The sequence below is a fragment of the Halegenticoccus tardaugens genome, assembly GCF_004116405.1.
Taxonomy (GTDB): domain Archaea; phylum Halobacteriota; class Halobacteria; order Halobacteriales; family Haloferacaceae; genus Halegenticoccus; species Halegenticoccus tardaugens.
Genome location: NZ_SDIC01000004.1, coordinates 407,209 through 430,135, shown reverse-complemented (window position 1 = coordinate 430,135; position 22,927 = coordinate 407,209). Strand labels below are relative to the sequence as shown.

The window sequence follows — 22,927 nt, the reverse complement described above, 5'->3', positions numbered from 1 at the left end:
CGATCAGGAGTCGATCGTAACCGTGCTCGACAGCTCCTCGTCGAGGTCGGCGTCCGCCATCTTGTCGACGAGGCTGTCGATGACCTCCTCGCGCATGCCCTTGACGAACTTGATCGAGCCGACGACGAGGTGGCCGCCGCCGTTGACGCCGCCGCCGGTGACCTCCTCGTTGAGTTCGGCGACCATCTGGGGGATGTCGAGCCGGACGCCGTCCGATCGGAGCACCGCGAAGTCCGGTCCGTAGCCGACCGTGATGACGGGCTCGCCCGTCTCCATCACCTTTCGATCGTGGAGGTTTCCGGTGGTCTTGCCCGGTGCGGGGTAGGTGAATCGGTGGGCGAAGTTGTCGAGATCGACGGTGTACAGGTGCGCGCCGCTCTCGAGGCGTTCGTGGTCGACGTGCGGCTCGACCGCTGCGAGCTGGCGGTCGACGTCGCGTTCCGCGCGCTCGGAGAGAAAGTCGACGAGCTCGCGGTGGCGCGTTTCGTCCTCGCAGCCGACGTTGAGCACGTCGTTGACGAGCGTCTCGCCCGCGTCGTAGCGAAGCCAGTGGGCCGCGTAGTCGAGCGCCTCGCCGATGTCTTCGAGGTCATCGCGGCCGTACCCTTCGCTCTCCGCGAGCGCGACGTAGTCGCTCATCACCTCGGCCTTCGAGCGGTCCGAGAGCCCGGCGACCGCGGGGACGTGCCGGAGGCCGTCCGTCAGGTCGGGGTCGATCATTCGCGCGAGTTCGACGCACATCATGCCCGTCGTGATGCGGTAGTCCTCGTCGTGCAGGTAGGGGTTCACGTGGGCGTCGAGCAGCGGCTCCACCGCCTCGGGATCCGGGTGGTGGTGGTCGACGACCGCGATGGGAATGTCGTAGTGGGCGAGATTCTCGTAGGCTGGGACGTCCTCTTCCGTGCTCCCGTTGTCGAGCATCAGGAGGAAGGGGAGTTTCTGTCCGTGGCGGGCGCGTCCTTCGAGCGCGAAGTTGAGGTCGCGAGTGACGTCCTCCATCTCGTAGAAGGGAGCCTTGCTCGGCAGCCGCTTGAACAGGTGACGGGGGGCGTCGGGGTCCTCGTGAACCTCGGCGATGAAGTTCTCCAGCGCGAGCTGAACCGGGATCGACGCGCACATTCCGTCGCCGTCGGCGTGGTGGCGCACGCGGATCGGTCGGCCTTCGAGGACCGTCCGTCGGAGGAGACGGGCGACGGTTTCGATGTCGGATCGAAGCTTCTCGAAGGCGGGCCACTCGACGAGCGGTTCGACGTCGTTCGGTTCGGCGCGTTCTTTCAGGGCGGCGTCGAGGTCGGCGCGGGCCGATTCGGCCGCCTCGCCGGTCAGCCGATCGAGCGAGTCGGCCTCGATCTGCTTCGCGCCGTCGTGTCGTTCGACGGACCCGTTGACGCGGACGAGATCCGTGACTTCGACGTCGGGGTGCGCGCGCACTCCCGCCTGTTCGAAGGCTGCGCAGGCGACGATTCCCGTTCCGTCGTTGACGTGGAAGATGGTCGGCCCGCCGGTCTGTTTGATCTGGACGACCGCACCCTCGACGACGGCGTCCTCCCCCGGTGCGAGCGACGCGATCGGCACCGATTCGGGGGCGCAGTCGACCGTGACGGTTCGATACTGTCCGGGATCGACGACGTCGAAGGCGATGTCGCCGTTCTCCTTTATCTCGACCAGTTCGACGATGAGCCGGTCGCCGACGCGGTACGTTCGATCGAGGTTCGACTCGTGGACGAGCCCGGAGACGCTGTCGGAGACGTCGACGAAGACGCCGTAGTCGACGACGCCGTTGACGACGGCGTGGTATCGGGCGTTCACCTCGACGTCGTCGGCCGCGCACGCGGGCGCGAGATCGTAGACGACGGACCGCGAATCCGACCCGTTGCCGGAATCCCCGGCGTTTGCATCGGTCATGGGCGAGCTAAGTGGGGGGCGGGAGTTAAGCTTTGCATGATCGCTCCGAGACCTTCCGGAACCCTTAGAAGGCGACGCGCCCCACGAACGGACATGCGCCTCTTCCGGTCGGGCGACCTCCTCGGTATCGCCGAGGAGACGCTCGAATTCGCGCTCGAAGCGTCGGAGGAGTCCCACCCGAACGAGTACATGGGGCTCCTGCGCGGCGAGGACGCCCGACGGCTGGGACTCGATCGCGACGGGACGGTCATCACCGACGTGCTCGTCGTTCCGGCGACGGAGTCGAATCCGGTGAGCGCAACGGTGCGGACGAGCCTGATCCCGAACGACATGCGCGCCGTCGGCTCCATCCACTCGCACCCGAACGGCGTGCTCCGACCGAGCGACGCCGACCTCGCGACGTTCACGCGGGGCATCGTTCACGTCATCGTCGGCGCGCCGTACCGCCGGACCGACTGGCGCGCGTTCGACCGGGAGGGGAAACCGACGGCGCTCGACGTGATCGACGTCGACCTCCCGGATCCGGAATCGTTCTTCGACTTCACGCAGGCCGACATCGACGAGGAACTCTCCGACGACCTATGACGACCGTTATCGCACAGGGGACGTTCGACATCCTCCACCCCGGACACCTCCACTACCTCGAAGACGCGGCGGCGATGGGCGACGAACTGCACGTCATCGTCGCCCGGCGCGCGAACGTGACGCACAAGCGGAAACCGATCCTCCCAGGCCGACAGCGCCGGGACATGGTCGCCGCCTTCTCCGTCGTCGACGAGGCGCACCTCGGCCACCCGGAGGACATCTTCGTCCCGATAGAGCGCATCCGCCCGGACGTCATCGCGCTGGGATACGATCAGCACCACGACGAGGCGGCGATCGAGGCGGCCCTCGCGGAGCGGGGGATCGACTGCGAGGTCAGGCGCGCGTCCCCGCGCGAGCAGCGATACGACGACGAACTGCTGTCAACCGGCAGAATCATCGATCGGATCCTCCGGGAACGCGGCTGATCGGAGCGCAGCTCCCCGTCGAGGACGCGATCGACGAGCAGCGCCCCGCCGACCGTCGGGCGGGAACGCCGCGAAAAGACCGGAAACGTGACGCGGGATCAGTTGCCGAGCGCGACGAGCGCGGGCGGCACGTTCACCGCCGAGCTGTTGCCGCCGGACTGGTTCCCGTCGGCGCTCTGGTTCCCACCTGCGCTCTGATTGCCGCCGGCGCTCTGGTTACCGCCGTCACCGTCCCCGCCGGAGTTGCGCTGCTCCTGCAGCCACTGCTGGTACTGGTCCTGCGGGACGACCTCCACCGTGAAGTACATCTGCGAGTGGGAGACGCCGCAGTACTCGGCGCAGTAGCCCTGGTACTCGCCCGTCTCCAGCGGCGTCGTCATGATGGTGTTCTGCTCGCCCGGAATGGCGTCCATTTTCAACCCGAGATCGGGCACGTGGAACGCGTGTATCACGTCGCGCGACGTCACCTGTATGTACACGTCCTGACCCTGCGGGAGGACGATCGTCGCGCCGCTCGTGACGTTTTCACGGGGGTAGGTCATCTCCCAGCCCCACTGGAACGCCTCCGCGTTGACGACGACGTCGTTCGGGCCCGGTCCCGCCTCCTGATCCTGCGAGTCCTCCATGTACGTGACGGCCGGGTCCGCGAGCACGCCGTAGGAGGCGACGCCGACGAAAAGCAGGATGATCGCCGTCGCGATCGTCCAGGTGATCTCCAGCCGGCGGTTCTCCTTCGTCGGCTTCGGATCGGGGTTGTTCCGGAACTTCAACACGGTGTAGATGAGGATGACCTCGACCAGAAGCGTGATCGGGATCGCGACGTACAGCAGCTTGAGGTTCAGCTCGTTTATGAGGCCTGACGAGGTGGACGTCTGCGCCGCCGCCGGCTCGACGGCGAGCGCGAGCGTCACCGCCGAGAGCAACGCAACGAGCGCGTAACGCGTACGCTTCATGCTGTTCGGGGCTTAGAATAGACGACGTAAATAGCTGCTGACTCCGGCCGGGCGAGCGATTCTCGAACGCCGTCGGACGAAACGGCGCGCCTAAGTACCGCCGTTTCCAAGCGACGACAAGTGACCCACACGTGGTAGCAACAGAGAGACGAGATCCCTTCCCCGAGCTGCTCGCCGCGACGGCGATGGGCGTCTATCTCCTGCTCGTCGTCGGCGCGGCGACGGCGCTCACCGACGCGACCGCGGCCTGCACGGCGTGGCCCGCCTGCGGCGACGGCTGGACGGTCCCGACGACGATCGACGGCTCCGTCGCGATGGGCCACCGGGTCGTCGCCTTCCTCGTCGGCCTGCTCGTGGTCGCGACGGCGGTTCTCGGCTGGCGACGCGGCGCTTCGACGCGCGTCAAAGCCGCGCTCGGAACGTCCCTCGCGCTGTACCCGATACAGGCCGGACTCGGCGCGCTCGTGGCGACGATCGGCGGCGACGTCACGCTCTCCGCCGTGCACCTCGTCGTCGCGATCGTCATCTTCGGCGGTCTCCTCGCCGCGCTCGCGTGGACCCTCGAAGCCGAGACGGGCGATCCGGGCGACGTTCCCGGACGAGCGCCCGAACCGGACCTGCCGCCGCCGGCGGACGAACCGACGCTTCCGTCCGACCCGATCGTCCGCGCGAAGGCGACGGCTGCCGCCTACTTCCGGCTGATGAAACCGCGGCTGATGTGGCTGCTCTGTCTCGTCGCCTCGGCGGGGATGGCGCTCGCCGGCGGCCCCGGCCTCTCCCCGCGGACTGTCCTCGCGACCCTCGGCGGCGGGGCGATCGCGATCGGCGCGAGCGGAACGTTCAACCACGTCCTCGAACGCGACATCGACCGGCGCATGTCCCGGACGAACGACCGCCCCCTCGCGACCGAACTCGTGCCCGTCCGAAACGCCGTGGCGTTCGGCGTCGCGCTCGCGGCCGTCTCGCTCGCGCTCTTCGCGAGCGTGAACCTCCTCGCGGCGGCGCTGGGACTCGTCGCGATCCTCTTTTACAGCGTCGTCTACACGCTCGTCCTCAAGCCGAACACGGTCCAGAACACCGTCATCGGCGGGCTCGCCGGCGCGCTCCCGGCCGTCATCGGCTGGGCGGCCGTGACGGGAGAGATCGGCCTCGGGGGCCTCGTGCTCGCCGGGGTCATCTTCCTGTGGACGCCCGCGCACTTTTACAACCTCGCGCTGGCGTACAAGGACGACTACGCGCGCGGCGGCTTCCCGATGATGCCCGTCGTCCGCGGCGAGACCGCCACCCGACGGCACATCCTCTGGTACCTCGGCGCGACGCTCGTCGCGGCGGGCGTGCTGGCGGCGGTCGGATCGCTCGGGCCGCTGTACGTCGTCACCGGCGTCGCCGTCGGCGCGATCTTCCTCTGGGCGGTCGTCCGCCTCCACTACGAGCAGACGGAGGCCGCGGCGTTCCGGGCGTTCCACGCCTCCAACGCCTACCTCGGCTGTCTGCTCCTCGCCGTCGTCGTCGACGCGCTCGCGATCTGACCCCATCCGATCCCCACCATGAGTACCGTCACCGCAACCGGACTCCGGCCGACGCGCGAAACCCTGCTCTACGGCGGACTGCTCTTGAACTCCGTCGTCCTCCTGACGCTGGCGTACGTCCTGTTCACCGAGGGATCGATCGAACCGCTCCGGTACACCGTCTACGGCCTGCTGTGGGTTCTCGTCGGCGCGTGGGCGATCCTGCGGACGGACGTCGCCCCCGCGGGACGGGCGACGAAGCGGAAGGCCGCGGCCGTCGCCGCCGGCTACTTCGTCGCGCTCGCGGTCGCCGGCGGCCTCGTCGCGGGCGCGGGGCACGTCGCGACGGGGTTTCGAATCGCGTGGCTCCCGCCGGGGTGGGGCCCGGCGCTGGTGTACGCCGGCGAGTCGGTGAACCTCGTGCTCATGCCCGCCCGGGTGGTCGGCTACGTCGCGCTCGCGTACCTCGTGTACGCGACGGTCGTCGACGCCGCCGGCGCTGCGGTGTCGGGCGTCCTCGGTCTGCTCTCCTGCGTCTCCTGTTCGTGGCCGATCATCGCCTCGGTCGCGACCGGCGTCTTCGGGAGCGGAACGGCGCTCGCGGCGTCGGCGACGGCGCTCTCGTACGACCTCTCGACCGCGGTGTTCCTCGTCACGGTCGCGCTGCTGTACTGGCGACCGTTCGGCCGGTGAGGCGATAGCGCCGGAGTCGCGTGAATCTCAGAGAACCGAGACGCTCCGCCGACCGGCGTGGAGGTAGATCGCGCGCTCCCTCGCGGGGAGTTTCTCGTCGGCTTCGACGTCGTAGTCGGCCGCGCAGCGCCGCTGGTACGCCTCGAAGTAGTCGAACGGCGAGCCGGGGTACAGGTCGTTCCACCCGACGCCGCGTGCGACGCGGACGAGGCGGTCGTAGGGCTGTCCGCAGACGGGACACGGGTCGTCCTCGGAGGTGGAGCGAGCCATGGACTCCAAGTAACGGCCGCCGACGGGAAAACCTCGCGCCCGTCAGTGACCGATAACGTTCCCCTCCTCGTCATATCGCGCGTCGAGGATGCGCTCGAACTGCTCGTCGGAGAGGTCGATCTCGCAGGCGTCGACGTTCTCGTCGAGCTGGTCGACCGTTCGCGCGCCGACGATGGGCACGCAGGTGAAATCGGGCTGGTCCATCAGCCAGCGCAGGGCGACCTGCGCGGGCGAGGCGTCGACTTCGTCCGCGACCTCGCGGATCGCGTCGAGGACGTGCCAGCCGCGCTCGGAGACGTAGTAATCCGCGAAGTACTCGTCGAAGCTGCCGCGGGAGCCGTCCGGCGCGGTCACCTCCTGCGGGTCGTCCGGGTCCGCGCGCTCGTACTTGCCCGTCAGGAATCCGCCCGCGAGCGGGGAGTACGGGCAGACCGCGACGTCCTGGTCGGCGCACACGTCGAGGTAGCCCTTCACGTCCTCGTAGTAGCCGGCGTGAAAGAGCGGCTGGGTCACGTCGAACCGCGCCCAGTCGTGGACGTCGCTCTTCCAGAGCGCCTTCGTCAGCTGCCACGCCGCCATCGTGCTCGCGCCGAGGTAGTTCACCTTCCCCTCCTCGACGAGTCCGGACAGCGTGGAGAGCGTCTCCTCGATCGGCGTGTTCTCGTCCCACCGGTGGATGTAGTAGAGGTCGAGGTAGTCCGTCCCGAGCCGTTCGAGGGTGCCGTCGATCTGGTTTCTGACGTGCGTCCGAGAGAGCCCCCGACCGTTCGGGTTGTCCTCGTCGAACGGGAAGTACACCTTCGAGGCGATCACGAAGTCCTCGCGGTCGCGTCCCGCGAGCCAGTCGCCGATCCACTCCTCGCTCGTCCCGTTCGGGTCGCCGTAGACGTTCGCGGTGTCGACGAAGTTGCCGCCGCGCGCCGCGAACGCGTCGAGCAGGTCGTGGGCCTCGTCGCGGTCCGTTTCGTCGCCGTCGCCGGTGTCGCGGCCGAAGCGCCACGTGCCGAAGCAGAGTTCCGAAACCCGCGTACCGGTCGAACCGAGCTGTCTGTAGTCCATGCCCGACACCTCGGCCGCCGCCGTCAAAAGGGTGGCAGTCGCGGAAATCGAGCGGCCGGCGAACGCGGACGCGACCGCGAACGTGCGGACGCGAGGTCGTCGGCCGTCGGAGCGGAAGGGAAGCCTTACCTCCCGGAGGGCGCGAGGGTCGGGCATGGACGAGGCACTCGTCGCCGACGGGGTGCGCAAGACCTACGGCGACACGGTCGCGCTCGACGGCGTCTCGCTGTCCGTCGACGCGGGGGAGGTGTTCGGGCTCATCGGCCCGAACGGCGCGGGGAAGACGACGCTCGTCCGCGCGCTCACCGGGACGACGGCGATCGACGAAGGGTCGGTCCGCGTCCTCGGAGGCGAGCCGACGGCGGTCGACGCCGGTTTGATCGGGCTGCTCCCGCAGTCGTTCTCCCCGCCGGAGCGGCTCACCGCCCGCGAACTGGTCTCCTACTACGCCGGCCTGTACGACGAGGCGCGCGATCCGGACGAGGTCCTCGACGACGTCGGCCTCGCGGCGTCGGCGGACACGTGGTACGAGAACCTCTCCGGCGGCCAACGGCGCCGCGTCTGCGTCGGCATCGCGCTCGTGAACGACCCGGCGGCGCTGTTTCTCGACGAGCCGACGACCGGCATCGACCCGGCGGGTCGGCGGGCGCTGTGGGCGCTGCTCTCCGACCTCGCGGCGGGCGGGACGACCGTCTTTCTCACCAGCCACTCGATGGCGGAGGTCGAGCGCCTCTCCGACCGCGTCGGACTGCTCGCCGACGGCCGCCTCGTCGCCGTCGGAACGCCGGGGCGGCTCGTCGCCGAACACGGCGGGGAGAGCAGGCTCGTCGTGCGAACGTCGGCCGCGGAGGCGGCGGCGCGGGCGGTCGCCGACGTCGGGTTCGGGGTCGAGGCGACCGCGGGCGAGCTGGTGGTTCACGGCGTCGCCCCGGCCGACATCGGCGAGGCGGTGGCCGCGCTCGACGCGGCGGGCGTCGAGTACGACTCGCTCGCGTGGACGCAGCCGACCCTCGAAGACGTGTACCTCGCGCTGACGGGCGAAGCGTTCGAGGACGGGCGGAGACGCCGGGCGGCGACGCCCGCGGGGGGCGCGCGATGACCGCGACGCTCGCGGGAGGTGCGCGATGACCGCCGCGCGCCGCGTCGCGGCCGAGTTCCGCGCCGCGTGGGCCTCCTTCCTCCGGCGGCGGACGGCGGTTTTCTTCACGTTCTTTTTCCCGGCGATCCTCGTCGTGATCTTCGGGGTGCTCGTCGAGACGCAGCCGACGGGCGGCGGCCTGTTCGCGGAGCCGCCGGGCTACTACGTCGCCGGGTACCTCGCGGTCGTGGTGCTCTTTACGCCGCTGTCGCGAGTCGGCAGCGAGATCGCGCGCCACCGCGACGGCAACCGGTTCGAGAAGCTGGCGACGACGCCGCAGCGGCGCTGGGAGTGGCTCCTCGGGCAGACGCTCGTCAACGTCGTCGTCATCGGCCTCGCCGGCCTGCTCCTGCTCGCGCTCATCGCCCTCGTCACCGGCGCGGCGATCCCTCTCTCCGTCGATCTGCTGCTTCTCGTCCCGTTCGTCGGGCTCGGCGTGGCGCTCTTTTGCGGCCTCGGCGCGGTGATCGGCCGCGTCGCCGACTCGCAGGACGGCGTCATCGCGGCGAGCAACGCCATCGCGCTCCCCCTGCTCTTCCTCTCGGAGACGTTCGTCACGCCCGACCTGCTCCCGGCGTGGTTCCGTCCCGCGCTGGCGCTCTCGCCGTTGACGTACTTCGCGCGCGGCGTGCGGGCGGTGACGTACGACCCGGTCGGCGGCACCGGACCGACCGGCAGCGGCTCCGCGTCGGTCGACCTCGCCGTCCTCGCCGCGCTCGCCCTCCTGTTCTTCCTCGCGGGCGCGTACGCGATCCCGCGGACCGATTGATCGGGCGACGGGGCGCGTCGTCGCGCCTCGCCGCTCAGTCGATGGGGATCCGGTCGCCGTCGTCCCGACCGCGTCGCGGGCCGCGCGGACGGTCGACGGTCGGGCGCTCCGCCAGCGTCACGACGAGCGTCCGCGGCCGGCCGTCGCGGACGACCTCGATCTCGACCGGTTCGTCGGGGGCGGTTTCGGTGATCAGATAGCGCATCAGCTCCTCGTGGGTCTGCAGTTCGTGGCCGTTGATGCCGACGATCACGTCGCCGCCGACCGGGATCTCCCGGCCGCGGACCGTCCGCGTGAACCGCGACCCGCGGAGCGCGTCGCCCCGCGCCGGGCCCGCGCGCACGTCGACGACGAGCACGCCGCGGGGTTCGTCGAGGCCGTTCGCCTCCGCGACGGTGGGCGTCACGTCGAGGGTGCGCGCGCGGAGGTACGAGTGTCGGTAGCGCCCCTCCGCGACGAGCGCCGGGACGACCCGGGAGACGATGGCGGGCGAGACGGCGAAGCCGATGTTGTCGCCCTGCCGCGCCCGGTTGACGCCGACGACCTCGTACGTGGGATCGTCGCCCCCGTCGGCGGGGACGTCGCCCCCGGACGCGCGGTCGCCCGTCCGGTCGGCGTCTCCCGTCCCTCCCCCGCGGATCGCGACGAGCGGCCCGCCGCTGTTGCCCGGGTTGATCGGCGCGTCCGTCTGGACCACGTCGGGGATGGCGAAGCCGTTCGAGGTCGGCATCGAGCGGTTCACGCCCGAGACGATGCCGGCGGTGATCGACCCGTGGAGGCCGAGCGGGTTCCCGATGGCGGCGACGGGCCGTCCCGGACTCGGACTCGCCGTCGCGACCGGGAGCGGAATCGCCTCCGGCGGGCGGTCGGCGACGCGCACGACCGCGAGGTCGGTGTAGGCGTCGCGCCCGACGACCGATCCCACGCGCCACTGGCCGTCGCTGAAGCGGATCTCGACCTCGTCCGCCGGCCCGACCACGTGGTGGTTGGTGAGCACGTGCCCCTCGTCGTAGACGAAGCCGGTGCCGGCTCCGACGCCCGGTCCCCGCTGCCCCACGTAGATCGACACGACCGACGGGATGACGTCCCGGTACAGCCGTTCGTAATCGATGTCAGCGTTCATGTCGGTAACGCGCCCGGCTATCGAACCCGGCTGGATTTCTGGGTAGCTATCCAGATAGATTGCTAGATAGCCCGAAGACGCTCACCCGAGGTTAGGGTCCCGATCGGCTTGAGGGTGTCGGACGGTGACACGGTTCTCGGGCGGGGGACGATGCGGTTCTTCGGCGGCGAGGTACCGGTTTTCGGCGGGGACGGCGCGAACTCCGGGAGCGGGTGCGGATCGGCGCGGCGAGCGTCGCGCTGACCGCCTCGGCGGACGCGACGTCGCCCGCCGCGCCGGTCCGGTCGGCGTCCGGCCGCTGCCGCCGGCCTTTATTACCGGGCCGGGACGACGTCCACCCGTAATGACCGCGCTCGACACACACCGAGACGTACAGCGGATCGTAGACAGCGGCGTCGTCGCCGTCCTCCGCGGGGCCGACGCGGGAACCGTTATCGAGGTCGTGGAGGCGCTCCGCGAGGGCGGCGTCACGGCCGTCGAGATCACGGCGGACACGCCGGGGGCGATGGGGATGATCGGGGAGGTGTCCGGATCGTTCGGCGACGAGGTCGTCATCGGCGCCGGGACCGTCCTCGACGCCGAGACGGCCCGGAGCGCGCTTCTTTCGGGCGCGGAGTTCGTCGTCAGCCCGACGCTCGACGAGGGCGTCGTCCGGACGTGCAACCGCTACGGCGTGGTCACCGCGCCCGGCGTGTTCACCCCGACCGAGGCGCTCCGGGGCTACGAACTCGGCGCGGACGTCGTCAAGGTGTTCCCGGCCTCGACCGGCGGCCCGAGCCACGTGAAGGGCATCAAGGGGCCGCTCCCGCAGATCCCGATCATGCCCACGGGCGGGATCGACCTCGACAACGCCGCCGACTTCATCGAGGCCGGTGCCGAAGTCGTCGGCGCCGGCAGCGCGCTCGTCGACGACGAGGCGGTCGAAGCCGGCGCGTTCGACGAGGTCACCGAGACGGCTCGGAAGTTCACGGAGACGATCGACGCGGCGCGGGAGTAGCCCCCGCCGCCCTCGCGTCCGTCGGGTGTCACCGCTCTTCGACGGGAGCGACGGTTCCGATCACGGCTCTTCCGCGGGACTGACGTTACCGAAGACGAACGCCGAGCCGCCGCGCCGTCGGACCAGCGCGTCGTGGAGCCGGCGATCCAGTGCCTCGCGCAGGTCGCCCGCCCGCCGCTCGTCGACGTCGACCGCCGCGGCGTCCTTCGCCATGAGCGACAGCGATCCGGCGGTGTCGACGGTGACGGTCGCGAGTCGCCAGCGCCGCTGGAAGATCGTCCGCCGGTCGATGACCGTCTGGATCCGGAGGTACGGGACGGCCTTCGTCTCGCGCGTCCAGAAGCCGTTCCGCGTGACGACGTGGTTCTCGCCGAGCCAGACGCCGCGGTGTTTCCACTTGTAGTGGGCCGCGACCGGGGCGAGGGGAACGAAGGCGACCGCGAGGTACCACGGGAACCCCGGCGCGAGCGAGAGCGTTCCCCCGTCGAGGGCGACGGCGATCGCGTAGAGCGCGCCGGTGACGACCGCGAGGACGAGGAGGTAGCGGACGGCGTAGCGCCGCCGGACGCGCTTCGGCGGGCGCTCGAAGGACGGCTCGCCGAACGGTTCGAGCGCGTTCGCGAGCCGGGCGACCCGGTCCCGCCGCGCGATCGGCACCGCCGCCTGCGAGCCGTACTCCCCGCCCTGCCCCGGCGCGTAGCCCGCCGTCTCGATGGCGAGCGTCGCGTAGCCGAACCGGCGCTTGAGCGGATTGTCCTCGATCGTGAGCGTCTGGACCTTGTCGAAGGGGATCGACCCGTCGTAGCGGCGGAGCAGGCCGCGCTCGTACTGGAGTTCGTCGGTCGTCCGCGACAGGGCGAAACCGTAGTAGTTGACGACGGCGACGGCGGCCCCCACGAGCCACGAGCCGAGCGCGACGAACAGCACGAGCGCGACCCCGCCGAGCGCGACGAGCGCCGGGTCGGAGCCGAGACCGACGAACGGGGAGACGACCGGCACCGACCCGGACACGAGGAAGAACAGCGCGCCGGGGACTCGCAGGTCGAACGAGAGGAGCCCGACGAGCGCGAGTTCCCGGGGCGAGAGGGCGAACAGACCCTCCGCGGGCGGTTCGTCCGGCGCTTCGGGGGCGATGCCGCGCTTGAGCCTGCTGATTTCCCGCTGGAGCCGCTTCGCCTCCTCGAACGTGACGAATCGGATCGCGGCCTCGGTCTCGCTGCCGCCCGCGGTTTCGAAGTTCAGGGCCGCGATGCCGAGGACGCGCTGGGCGACGTTCCGCTGAATGTCGACGTTCTGGATCCGTCGAAGCGGAATCTCGCGGTTCCGACGGGAGACGACGCCGGATCGGATGTCGAACGTGTCCGGGGTGAGTTCGTACTCGTAGCGCCGGTAGTAGGCGAGTTCGTACCCGACGAGCGCCAACACGAGCAGTCCGAGCGCCCCGACGGCGAGCAGCGGCCCGGTGAGGTCGTCCGTGAACGCGAAGGCCCCCGAGAAGACGAGGAAGGCCGCGGTGAACACGAGGCTGATCCCCTTCTCGACGACGCGGTACGGCACCGACAGCGGCGAGAGCCTCATACCGCGTCTTCACCCTCGGCCCGGATGGCGAGCCGCTTCAGCCGCTCCTGCAGGTCGTCCGATCCCTCCGGCGTCAGGCCCGGAATGGCGACGTCCGCGCCGCGGGAGCCGGCCGTGTAGACGACGGTGTGCGCGAGGCCGACGAGCCGCTCCACGGGGCCGCGGGTCGCGTCGACGTGCTGGATGCGGACGAACGGAACGACCGTCCGGACGCGCGTGAACACGCCGCGTTCGAGGTACAGCGAGTCCTCTCGGACCTCGTACCCCCACAGCCGGTAGCGGGCGAGCGCGAGAGCGACCCCCGCGACGAGGGCGACGAGAAAAACCGCCCCGGGGACCCAGCGCGGCGCGCGGACGGTGAACTCGTTGACCGCCCCGACGGCGAGCCCGAGGACGACCGCGAGCGCGACCGCCCGCACCACCCAGAGCGCCCGAATGCGGGGGTGCAGGCGGTTCATCGGCCACCCCGCGGCCGTCGCGTCCGGCGGTCGTCCGAGCGACGATACCGCTCCATACCTCGTCGTTTTCGCGAGCCGCAATAAGTATCCCGCAGCGCGCCCGCGGTTCGTCGCGCCCGCGGCGTCCGGTGTCCGTCGAATTCACCCGATCCGTCGACCCGTCACCGCGGTACCGTCTCCGTGTAGACGCCGAGCGGGGTCGATCGGTGGATCCTGATGCGGCCGGACTCGGCGTCGAACTCGATCGTCACGGCGGCGGTCGGCCGGGGGTCTGCCGTCGGTCGTCGGTCGCTCGCTGGCATCGAACGATCGCACGCCCGCCACCCGCATAAAGATGTCCGATATATGTTACGTATCGCTGGGGAGCGCGACGTAGTTTCCGGAGCGGTACCGAGCCGGAGTTCCGGGGCGGTACCGAGACGAAATTCCGGAGCGGTACCAAGCGGTATCGAGACGACCGCGATCAGTCGGCGCGGCCGATCCAGCCGGCGACGACGTCCCTCGGTTCGGCCGCGTGGACGAGCGGCGACCCGTCCGGCCGCTCGACTCCGGCCGCCTCGAAGAGCGTGTTCGAGTGCACGTCGAGCGTCGCCGGCGTCAGCGACCACGAGGCGTGTCGGACCTCGAACCGGTAGAGGCGGCCGCCGCGTTCGACGTACGATCGGTACGTCTCCGCGAGAAACGCGTCGCGGGAGCCCGGTTCCGGTTCGAACGCCTCGCCGGTCGGGCGCGAGGTGGCGTCGAACCGCGCCGGGGGCGCGTCGCGGGTCGTCCGGCGGCTCGCGAACCGGACGGCGTCGTCGAGCCGAACCGCGCGCGACTCGGCGGCGTAGCAGGGGAGCGAGAACGACCGGCGGACGACCGCCGCGCCGATCGGATCGCCCGCGTCGAGGCTGAGAAAGTACAGGCCGCGCTCCCCGCCGGACCGCGGTTCGACGTACGTCCGGAGGTTGACCTGCGGGAACGTTCGTCCGATCGGCGATCCACGCGGGCGGACGTCCGTCATGACGAGCGCGACGACGCTGAGCCACGCGTCGCCGTCGTACGTGGCCGCGACGAGGGCGTCGGGCAGGTGCGGGCGGATCGCTTCGGGGGAGACCCGCCAGTGGGCGAAGCGGACGTCCCGCCACGTCATCGAGACGAGCGCGCGATCGAGCATGCCGATCGCTACGTCCGTCACGTACTTTCCCTTACCGCCGACGGCGGCGGCGAATCCGGTCAGGGATCGCGCTCCTTCGACCGCTCACGCCGCCTCGACCGCGTCCCACAGCGCGTCGACGACGTCGGCGGCGCTCGCGCCGACGTACACGCCGTCGCGCGCCTCGGATTCGACGCCCGCCTCGGCGGCGAGGAGTTCGCCGGCGTACTGTTCGTAGACGTCGGGGTGGTAGCAGACGATTCCCTCCAGCGATCCGCGGGCGACGAGCCCCCAGTCGACGCAGGGGGACCACGTCTGGAGCACCCGCTTGCACCGCGTCGAGAGCGCGTCCTCGATGCGCGCCGCCGCCGCGCGCCGCTCGGGGTCGCGGATCGCCGAGAGGCCGACGACCAACGAGACGGTACCGCGGTCGAGCGGCAGGTCGCTGTCGGCGGCGATCGGTTCGCCGTTCGCGGTCGCGCCCCCGCCGACCTCCGCCCGGTACGTCGTCCCCGGCAGCGGTTCGTGGATCGCGCTCGCGACGGGCTCTCCGTCCCGGAGCGCCGCGACGGCCGTCGCGAAGGAGGGCAGGCCGCTGGCGAAGTTGTTCGTGCCGTCGAGCGGGTCGACGACCCAGCGGTACTCGTGGTCGCCGTTCCGCCCCGACTCCTCGCCGTGGTAGGCGTGGTCGGGGAACGCCTCGCGAATCGTCCGCACGACGCGCCGTTCGGCGTCCCGGTCGACCGCGGCCTTCACGTCGTCGGTGCCGTACGTCGCCTCCACCTCGCCGTTCCGGAACTCGGCGGCGAGGAACGTCCCCCCGGCCCGGGCGGCCTCGACCGCGACGTCGGCCAGCCGCCGAACGGGGATCCGATCGTTCATGAGGGACGGAAGTCGGCGCTCGCACATGAGGCGTTCGGACGCGACCGATGACCACGCGGAGCGGCCGAGCGCCCTCGAAGGGAAACGCGACGGCGGCGCGCTCCGCGCGGTAAGTTATTTCGCGCCGCGCCCGCACCGGACACCATGCCCGAACCGATCCCGCTCGACGCGCTGTACGACCTCTCGCGGATCACCGAGATCGCGCTCTCGCCCGACGGGGAACGGGTCGCATTCTGCGCCGTCGAGGCGGACGCCGACGAGGACGAGTACGTCGCCTCGCTGTTCGTCGTCCCCGCCGACGGCGGTCGCGACCCGCACCGACTCACCCGCGTGCCGGACGCGAGCGCCCCGAAGTGGAGCCCAGACGGCGATCGCCTCGCCTTTCTCGCCGCCCGCGAGGAGGACGTCGAGCGGCGGGTCGGTCGAGACGACCGGAGCGACGAAGACCGCGGTGACGAAGAGGCGAGCGAGGGCGACGAAAACGACCGCGACGAGGCCGAGAGCGCGGGGGACGACGAGAGCACCGACGACGCGGACGACGGGGAGCCGAAGACGCAGCTCTGGCTGTTCGATCTGCGCCTCGGCGGCGACGCCCGGCAGGTGACGGACCGCGAGGAGGGCGTGAGCGGATTCGACTGGGGGCCGGACGGCGACCGCCTCGTGATCGCCGCGCGCGACCCGACCGACGAGGAGCGAGCGTACCTGCGGTCGCGCCGCGACGGCGGGCCGATCGAGACCGAGCGCCTGCAGCACAAGGTCGACGGCGCGGGGTGGCTCGACACGGTGGAGACGTACCTCTTCGTCGTCGACCTCGAATCGGGCGCGGAGACGCGTCTCGACGGCGCCCACGGCGGCGGCGCGTTCCAGTCGGTCTATGGGATGGACCCGGTCTGGGGGCCGGACGGCCGCATCGCCTTCACCTCCTGTCGCGTCGAGAACCCGGACGACACGCTCGTCCGCGACCTCTACGCGATCGAACCGGACGGGAGCGACCTGACGAAGCTCACCGACTCGACGCTCACGATCTGGGCGCCGCGGTGGAGCCCCGACGGCCGGCGGCTGGCGTTTCTCGGGCGCGACCCCGAGAACTGGTGCGTCCCGTCGCAGGTGTACCTCCACGAAGACGGCGAGTTCGAGCCGCTCACGGAGGAGCTCGACCGGACGCTGGCGAGAGGTGCCGAGCCGGCGTGGGCCGCCGACGCGATCTACGCGCTCGTCGCCGACGAGGGTCGCAGCCGCCTCGTCCGCGCCGGGACCGACGGCCGAGTCGAACGCGTCTTCGGCGCGCAGGGCGACGACCGCGCTATCCAGGGGTTCGACCTCGCCGGGGGAACCGCGGCGTTCGCGTTCTCTCACCCGAGCGAGGGAACGGACGTCTTCGCGATCGACGCGGCCGACCTGAAGGCGGAGAGCGATCCGGCGTCGCTCCGCCGTCTCTCGGCCGTCAACGATCGTTTTCTCGACGATCGCTCGATGCCCGAGTGTCGGCGCGTCACCTTCGAAAGCTCGGGGTGGGACGTCGGCGGGCTGTTCTACCACCCCGCCGACGTCGACCCGGACGAGTCCGATCCGCTCCCGCTCGTCGTCGCGATCCACGGCGGCCCGATCTCCTACGACGAACCGGTCTTCGACTTCGCGCACGCCGCGCTTGCGAGCCGCGGGTACGCGATCTTCCGACCGAACTACCGCGGGAGCTCCTCGTACGGGCGCGCGTTCGCCGAAGAACTCTGGGGCCGGTGGGGCACCGCCGAAGTCGAGGACATCGTCGCCGGGGTGGAGGATCTGGTCGACCGCGGGTGGGCCGACCCCGATCGCGTGTTCGGCTACGGGTTCTCCTACGGCGGCATCGCGCAGGGGTACCTCGTCACGCAGACGGATCTGCTCACCGCCGCCGCGCCGGAGCACGGCATCTACGACCTCCGATCGGCATTCGGCACCGACGACAGCCACGTCTGGACCGAGTCCGAGTTCGGCCTCCCGTGGGAGGACGGCGACGCGTTCCGCGCCGCGTCGAGCATCACCGACGTCGGGAACGTCGACACGCCGCTCCTCGTGATGGCCGGCGGGGAGGACTGGCGCTGTCCGCCCTCGCAGTCCGAGCAGCTGTACGTCAGCGCGAAAAAACGGGGCGTCGACGCGAAACTCGTCGTCTACCCCGACGAGCGCCACGACGTCGGCGCGCCGGATCGCGCGGTCCACCGGCTGGAAGAGATCACGGCGTGGTACGAGCGTCACGATCCCGCGGACGACGAACGCGGCGGGTGAGACGACCGAGCGACGGTCGTCGCGAGGGTGAGACGACCGAACGGCATTCGCCGTGGGGGTGAGGCCACGCGGGCGACCACCCACGCTTTTTTGATCTGAAACCGAATGGCGCGATATGAAATTCGCCGTCGTCCGGGGAGACATCGCCGAACAGGAGGCCGACGCGCTCGTCAACGCCGCGGGGACGAGCCTTCGAATGGGATCCGGCGTCGCGGGCGCGCTCCGCCGCGCCGCGGGCGGGCAGATAAACGAGGAAGCGATGGGGAAGGGGCCGGTCGACCTGGGCGAGGCGGCGGTCACGGACGCCTACGACCTCGACGCCGAGTACGTCGTCCACGCCGCGGCCATGCCGCACGGCGGCGACGGGAGGGCGACGGCGGAGAGCATTCGCGACGCGACGCGCAACGCGCTCGCGGCCGCCGACGAGCGCGGCTGTCGATCGCTCGTCGTCCCCGCGCTCGGGTGCGGGGTTGCGGGGTTCCCGCTGGAGGAGGGTGCGCGCATCGTCTGCGAGTCGATCCGGGACTTCGAGCCGCGCTCGCTCGAAGACGTGCGGTTCATCGCGTACAACGACGAGCAGTTCGAAGCGATCCGGCGAGTCGCCGACGAGGTGATTTGAACCGTCGCCGGCGAAACGGCGCACACGCAGTGAGCGAAGACGGGCGGTCGTTCACTTCCGCCCCGCTTGGCACACGGTTTTGTCGCCGGAGACCCTCCGTCCGAACAGTCGATGCAGGCACTCAGAGAGGATCCCGAAATTGCGGCGCTCGTCGAGCGACACGGACCGCTCGAACTCGAACCGGCGGCAGACCCGTTCGAGCGACTCGTCGTCTCGATCGTCAACCAGCAGATTTCGACCGCCTCGGCGGCCGCGATCCGCGAGCGACTGTTCGACCGGTTCGAGATCGCGCCCGAGACGCTCCTCCGGGCCGACGAGGACGATCTCGCGGCGGTCGGTCTCTCCGCGCAGAAGGTCGAGTACGTACAGAACGTGGCCCGGGCGTTCGTCGAGGGTGATCTGACGCGCGAGACGTTCGTCGAAATGACCGATGAGGAGGTCGTCGCCGAACTGACCGAGATCCGCGGCGTCGGTACGTGGACGGCGAAGATGTTCCTCATGTTCGCGCTCGGGCGCGAGGACGTCTTCCCGGTCGAGGATCTCGGCGTCAGAAACGGCATGCGCCACCTCTTCGGCGACGAGCTCACCCGCGAGGAGATGGTCGACCGCGCGGAGGCGTGGCGGCCCCACCGGAGCGTCGCCTGTCTGTACCTCTGGCGGGCGTACGACGGGGGCGGGATCGGATGAACGTCGAGGTGTTCGGCGTCGAGGTCGAACTCGACGAGACCGCGGTCGCGGAATCCCCGGCGGAGATCCGACGCCAGGTCGCGGCGTACGAGCGCGGCGACCTGACCGCGTTCGACCTCACCGTGACCGTTCCGGAGGGGCTGACGGGCGACGTGATGGATCGAATGCGCCGGATCCCGTACGGCGAGACGCGGACCTACGGCGACGTCGCGGCGGAACTCGACACCGCCGCGGTTGCGGTCGGGCAGGCCTGCGGTCGAAACCCGGTGCCGCTCGTCGTTCCCTGTCACCGGATCGTCGGCAGCGACTCGCTCGGCGGCTTCTCCGCCGGCGGCGAGCGCGCCCTCGATCTGAAGGCGCGGCTGCTCGCGCACGAGCGCGCGTCACCGTAACGCGGGCGGCGAATCGAAGCGGAGCTGCCACCCTCGAACCGGCCCGACACGCGAGACTGTTCGAGATCAAAAACAGTCAGTAGGGCCGTCGAGAGTGTAGGTATTTGCGCTTTCGGTCCTACGGGACGGACGTGTCCCCTCGAAACGCGTTTCTCCGAACTCCGACCGACGGGAGGAGGCGTTCGTAATGGAGCTGCTCTCCGGACTCCTCGTCGTCACGGCGTTGCTTTGCGTCCTCGCGGCCGTCGCGATCCACCGCGGCGGCGCGGCCGACGACGTCGCCTCCGACGGCGGCTACCTCCCCGGATCGATCTTCGAGACCGAAAAACCCGCCGGCGTCTTCCGCTGGCTCACCACCGTCGACCACAAGGACATCGGCGTCCTCTACATCATCTTCGGCATCGCCGCCGGGCTGTGGGGCGCGACCGACGGGATGATGATCCGGGCGGAGCTGTTTACGCCCACGACCGACGTGTGGAACGCGGAGACGTACAACGCCGTGTTCACGCTGCACGGGATCACCATGTTGTTTTTCTTCGTGACGCCGGTGTTCACGGGGCTCGCGAACTACTTCGTGCCGATCCTCGTCGGCGCGGACGACATGGCCTTCCCCCGCATCAACGCCATCGCCTTCTGGCTCCTCCCACCGTCGCTTCTCCTCGCCCGCGGCGGGCTCATCACGGAGATGCTCGGGAAGGTGCTCGCCGCCGTCGGGCTTCCGCTGGACGTCCTGTTCGCCTTCCCGCCGCCGGGGCTCGGTTGGACGATGTACACGCCGCTGTCGGCGCAGATGGCGAACCCCCAGATCGACTTCATGCTGCTCGGGTTACACCTGAGCGGATTGGCGACGCTGATGGCCGCGATCAACATCATCGTGACCGTCTTCACGGAACGCGACTCGGACACCACGTGGGCGGACGTCGACATCTTCACGTGGACGATGCTCACGACGAGCGGCATCATCGTGTTCGCGTTTCCCGTGCTCGGCAGCGCGCTGCTCATGCTGCTCCTGGACCGGAATTTCGGAACGACGTTCTTCGCGGTCGAGGGCGGCTCGCCCATCCTCTGGCAGCACCTGTTCTGGTTCTTCGGCCACCCCGAGGTCTACATCCTCTTTCTCCCTGCCGCCGGCCTGATCAGCCTGATCCTGCCGAAGTTCGCGGGACGACGGCTGTTCGGCTTCAAGTTCGTGGTGTACTCGACGCTGGCGATCGGGGTGCTGTCGTTCGGCGTCTGGGCCCACCACATGTTCGCCACCGGCATCGATCCCCGCCTCCGCGCCAGCTTCATGGCCGTCTCGATCGCGATCGCCATCCCGAGCGCCGTCAAAGTGTTCAACTGGATGGCCACCCTCTGGGGCGGTCGGCCTCGACTCGACGCCCCGCTCTTGTTCTGCGTGGGTGGGATCGGGCTGTTCATCGTCGGGGGCGTGACGGGGATCTTTCTGGCGTCGATCCCGGTCGACCTCGTACTCCACGACACCTACTACGTGGTGGGTCACTTCCACTTCATCGTCGTCGGCATCATCGCCTTTGCGATGTTCGCCGCCAACTACTACTGGTTCCCGCTGCTCACCGGCCGGATGTACGATCAGACGCTCGCGCGCATCCACGCGCTCATGAGCATCGTCGGCGTTCCGATCACCTTCTTCCCGTTGCTTTTGATCGGCCAGTTCGGTCTCCCGCGTCGGTCCGCGACGTACCCGGTGGAGTTCGTCGGGCTACAGCAGGCGTCGACGGTCGGGGCGTTCCTCCTCGGGATCAGCCTCGTCGTCTGGATGGTGAACATGCTCCAGTCGTACCGCCTCGGTCAGATCGTCTCCGACGCGGACGTGTGGGACCTGAAGGAATCGGGGCAGTTCACCCGCGAGTGGCAGTGGTTCGAAAAGCGGCTCGAAGAGCGGACGCGGATCCGTCGTTGACGCCGCGCAGTCCACGCCCTCCGCGGCCCGGGACGTCCCCTCTTCGACGCGACGTTCCGCGAACGAGCGTGCCACGTCCTCGATCACAGGAGTAGCGACGGACGGAGCGGACGCTTTCGGAACGTCACCTTGACATTATATATCGCGATGATTAGTTTATGGACCGATTCTGCCGGGAGGACGCGAAACCGACCTCGTCGACGCGAGCACCTTTGTCTGCCGAACGCGACGTTCGACCATGCCACGCCTGTCGGACCCCCTTGACGTCGGCGGCGTCCGGATTCGAAACCGGCTCTACCGCGCGCCGCTGCTCGAGTGCGCCGGCAACGGCGACGGCGCGGTCGACGCGCTGATCGCCGACCTCGAACCGGCCGCGGCGGCGGGCGCGGGTCTCGTCTGTCAGGGGGCGACGATCGTCCGCGGGGAAGGCGGCTGCGCCGCCCCGAACATGACGCGGGTCCACGATCCCGCGTTCGTCGCCAGACTCTCCCGGCTCACGGACCGGATCCACGACCACGGCGCGGCCATCGCGATCCAGCTCGAACACGGCGGCCTCAGGAGCATGGAGACGTGGCACGCCGGCTACCGGGCCGCACACCCCGGCCTCCGGCAACTCGCCGTCTCCCGACCGCCTGCGTTCTTTCGGCTCCTCGATCGGTGCGGCGTCCTCTCGTACGATCCGCACGTCCTGTCGACGGCGGAGGTGTACGGGCTCGCGGCCGACTTCGGCCGATCGGCCGCCTACGCGGTCGACGCCGGCTACGACGCGATCCACCTCGCCGGCGCGAACATGGGAATCGTCCAACAGTTCCTCTCACCGTACTACAACCGCCGGACGGACGAGTTCGGCGACGGCGTCCGCTTTCTGGAGGTCGTCCACGACGAGATCCGCGAGCGGGCCGGCGACGTGCCGCTCCTCTCGAAGGTGCCGGCCGAGACCGAGGCGCCGCCGTTCGTCCGGCGTCGCCTCTCGGCCGTCGACGCCGTCGAGATCTGCCGTCGCCTCGCGGACGTCGGCTACGACGCGCTCGTCCCCGTCCGGGCCTCGGTGTTCTGGGACATGAGCGTCGTCCGCGGGGCGCACCCCGCCCGCGCCTGGCGCGACGAGCGGTTCCGGGAGGGGTACGCCGAGGCGTTCGGCGGTCGGCTTCGGGCGCGACTGGTCGCGATGGGCACCCGGATCGAATCGTGGCGGTACGGCTTCGAACCGGCGTGGAACGCCGACCTGTGCCGCGCGGTGCGGCGGGCGGTCGACGTGCCGGTGTTGGCCGAGGGCGGGATCAGGAGCCGCGACGAGATCGACCGCCTGCTCGGCGATACGGCGTCGGACGCGGAGCAGGCCTGCGACGCCGCGGGGATGGCGCGACCCTTTTACGCCGAGCCGCGGCTTCCGGCGCGGTTGCTCGACCGCGACCCGAGTTCCGACGCCGTCGCCGTCTGCGAGAGCTGTAACAACTGCGCGATACCGCAGGCGACGGGCGCACCCGGCGTCTGCCGGACGCCCGTGGTGCTGCGACGAAGCGGCGAGCTGCGACGGGAGGGCGCGTACGACCGCCAGTGAA

At 70.2% G+C, this 22,927-nt stretch carries 23 protein-coding genes; 13 read left to right on the top strand and 10 right to left on the bottom strand.

What is annotated here, in order from left to right; genetic code table 11:
* Nucleotides 1–3: 3 nt before the first annotated feature.
* Nucleotides 4–1,905, bottom strand: a complete 1,902-nt coding sequence (locus tag C3L37_RS13120) for a DHH family phosphoesterase (RefSeq protein WP_129115059.1) — start codon at nt 1,903–1,905, stop codon at nt 4–6.
* A 93-nt stretch (nt 1,906–1,998) separates the two neighbouring features.
* Here C3L37_RS13120 and C3L37_RS13115 point away from each other — a divergent pair, with 93 nt between their 5' ends.
* Complete coding sequence (locus tag C3L37_RS13115) at nt 1,999–2,490, top strand: Mov34/MPN/PAD-1 family protein (RefSeq protein ID WP_129115058.1); 492 nt, start codon at nt 1,999–2,001, stop codon at nt 2,488–2,490.
* The gene (locus tag C3L37_RS13110; protein WP_129115057.1) at nt 2,487–2,915 is read left to right on the top strand and encodes an adenylyltransferase/cytidyltransferase family protein; all 429 of its coding nucleotides are present in this window, start codon (nt 2,487–2,489) and stop codon (nt 2,913–2,915) included. Before C3L37_RS13115 ends, C3L37_RS13110 begins: the two co-directional genes overlap by 4 nt.
* Nucleotides 2,916–3,013: 98 nt before the next feature.
* Here the strand turns inward: C3L37_RS13110 and coxB are convergent, their stop codons facing one another.
* Nucleotides 3,014–3,868, bottom strand: a complete 855-nt coding sequence (coxB, locus tag C3L37_RS13105; protein WP_129115056.1) for a cytochrome c oxidase subunit II — start codon at nt 3,866–3,868, stop codon at nt 3,014–3,016.
* A gap of 185 nt (nt 3,869–4,053) precedes the next feature.
* Here coxB and C3L37_RS13100 point away from each other — a divergent pair, with 185 nt between their 5' ends.
* Both C3L37_RS13100 and C3L37_RS13095 read left to right on the top strand, forming a co-directional pair.
* A complete protein-coding gene (locus C3L37_RS13100) occupies nt 4,054–5,397 on the top strand; it encodes a heme o synthase (protein WP_129115272.1) in 1,344 nt (447 codons plus the stop codon).
* Nucleotides 5,398–5,415: 18 nt separating this feature from the next.
* Nucleotides 5,416–6,069 (top strand): DUF7546 family protein, encoded by a 654-nt coding sequence (locus C3L37_RS13095; protein ID WP_129115055.1) that lies wholly within the window; start codon nt 5,416–5,418, stop codon nt 6,067–6,069.
* Between the two features lie 27 nt (nt 6,070–6,096).
* Here C3L37_RS13095 and C3L37_RS13090 read toward each other — a convergent pair whose 3' ends face one another.
* Both C3L37_RS13090 and C3L37_RS13085 read right to left on the bottom strand, forming a co-directional pair.
* Nucleotides 6,097–6,339, bottom strand: coding sequence for a hypothetical protein (locus tag C3L37_RS13090; protein ID WP_129115054.1), 243 nt, complete (start codon nt 6,337–6,339; stop codon nt 6,097–6,099).
* 42 nt (nt 6,340–6,381) lie between these two features.
* Nucleotides 6,382–7,398, bottom strand: a complete 1,017-nt coding sequence (locus C3L37_RS13085; RefSeq protein WP_129115053.1) for an aldo/keto reductase — start codon at nt 7,396–7,398, stop codon at nt 6,382–6,384.
* Nucleotides 7,399–7,552: 154 nt separating this feature from the next.
* On the opposite strand from C3L37_RS13085, the gene C3L37_RS13080 reads away from it, so the two are divergent.
* Nucleotides 7,553–8,497 (top strand): ABC transporter ATP-binding protein, encoded by a 945-nt coding sequence (locus tag C3L37_RS13080; RefSeq protein WP_129115052.1) that lies wholly within the window; start codon nt 7,553–7,555, stop codon nt 8,495–8,497.
* Between the two features lie 25 nt (nt 8,498–8,522).
* On the top strand, nt 8,523–9,305 hold the full coding sequence (locus C3L37_RS13075) for an ABC transporter permease (protein ID WP_129115051.1): 783 nt from the start codon (nt 8,523–8,525) through the stop codon (nt 9,303–9,305).
* Nucleotides 9,306–9,339: 34 nt separating this feature from the next.
* On the opposite strand, the gene C3L37_RS13070 is transcribed toward C3L37_RS13075, so the two are convergent.
* The gene (locus C3L37_RS13070; RefSeq protein WP_129115050.1) at nt 9,340–10,428 is read right to left on the bottom strand and encodes a S1C family serine protease; all 1,089 of its coding nucleotides are present in this window, start codon (nt 10,426–10,428) and stop codon (nt 9,340–9,342) included.
* A 343-nt stretch (nt 10,429–10,771) separates the two neighbouring features.
* On the opposite strand from C3L37_RS13070, the gene C3L37_RS13065 reads away from it, so the two are divergent.
* Entirely contained in the window at nt 10,772–11,425 is a 654-nt protein-coding gene (locus tag C3L37_RS13065; protein WP_129115049.1) for a bifunctional 4-hydroxy-2-oxoglutarate aldolase/2-dehydro-3-deoxy-phosphogluconate aldolase, read from the top strand.
* A 60-nt stretch (nt 11,426–11,485) separates the two neighbouring features.
* On the opposite strand, the gene C3L37_RS13060 is transcribed toward C3L37_RS13065, so the two are convergent.
* The 5 genes from C3L37_RS13060 to C3L37_RS13045 all read right to left on the bottom strand — a co-directional run bounded on the left by C3L37_RS13060 (nt 11,486) and on the right by C3L37_RS13045 (nt 15,481).
* Entirely contained in the window at nt 11,486–13,003 is a 1,518-nt protein-coding gene (locus C3L37_RS13060) for a PH domain-containing protein (RefSeq protein ID WP_129115048.1), read from the bottom strand.
* Complete coding sequence (locus C3L37_RS13055) at nt 13,000–13,461, bottom strand: PH domain-containing protein (protein WP_129115047.1); 462 nt, start codon at nt 13,459–13,461, stop codon at nt 13,000–13,002. The genes C3L37_RS13060 and C3L37_RS13055 overlap by 4 nt, the downstream gene beginning before the upstream one ends.
* Nucleotides 13,462–13,622: 161 nt before the next feature.
* Nucleotides 13,623–13,763 (bottom strand): hypothetical protein, encoded by a 141-nt coding sequence (locus C3L37_RS24380; RefSeq protein WP_164974749.1) that lies wholly within the window; start codon nt 13,761–13,763, stop codon nt 13,623–13,625.
* A gap of 161 nt (nt 13,764–13,924) precedes the next feature.
* Entirely contained in the window at nt 13,925–14,620 is a 696-nt protein-coding gene (locus tag C3L37_RS13050) for a YqjF family protein (protein ID WP_129115271.1), read from the bottom strand.
* An 84-nt stretch (nt 14,621–14,704) separates the two neighbouring features.
* The gene (locus C3L37_RS13045; RefSeq protein WP_129115046.1) at nt 14,705–15,481 is read right to left on the bottom strand and encodes an inositol monophosphatase family protein; all 777 of its coding nucleotides are present in this window, start codon (nt 15,479–15,481) and stop codon (nt 14,705–14,707) included.
* A 144-nt stretch (nt 15,482–15,625) separates the two neighbouring features.
* Here C3L37_RS13045 and C3L37_RS13040 point away from each other — a divergent pair, with 144 nt between their 5' ends.
* From C3L37_RS13040 to C3L37_RS13015, 6 genes are all read left to right on the top strand, one after another.
* Nucleotides 15,626–17,746 (top strand): S9 family peptidase, encoded by a 2,121-nt coding sequence (locus C3L37_RS13040; RefSeq protein ID WP_129115045.1) that lies wholly within the window; start codon nt 15,626–15,628, stop codon nt 17,744–17,746.
* 115 nt (nt 17,747–17,861) lie between these two features.
* Nucleotides 17,862–18,365: a macro domain-containing protein gene (locus C3L37_RS13035; RefSeq protein WP_129115044.1), complete on the top strand. Its 504-nt coding sequence runs from the start codon at nt 17,862–17,864 to the stop codon at nt 18,363–18,365.
* A gap of 111 nt (nt 18,366–18,476) precedes the next feature.
* On the top strand, nt 18,477–19,052 hold the full coding sequence (locus C3L37_RS13030) for a DNA-3-methyladenine glycosylase family protein (protein WP_129115043.1): 576 nt from the start codon (nt 18,477–18,479) through the stop codon (nt 19,050–19,052).
* A complete protein-coding gene (locus tag C3L37_RS13025; RefSeq protein ID WP_129115042.1) occupies nt 19,049–19,444 on the top strand; it encodes a methylated-DNA--[protein]-cysteine S-methyltransferase in 396 nt (131 codons plus the stop codon). Before C3L37_RS13030 ends, C3L37_RS13025 begins: the two co-directional genes overlap by 4 nt.
* A gap of 187 nt (nt 19,445–19,631) precedes the next feature.
* Entirely contained in the window at nt 19,632–21,365 is a 1,734-nt protein-coding gene (locus tag C3L37_RS13020; protein WP_129115041.1) for a cbb3-type cytochrome c oxidase subunit I, read from the top strand.
* A 238-nt stretch (nt 21,366–21,603) separates the two neighbouring features.
* Entirely contained in the window at nt 21,604–22,926 is a 1,323-nt protein-coding gene (locus C3L37_RS13015; protein ID WP_129115040.1) for an oxidoreductase, read from the top strand.
* The last annotated feature ends 1 nt before the right edge of the window (nt 22,927 follow it).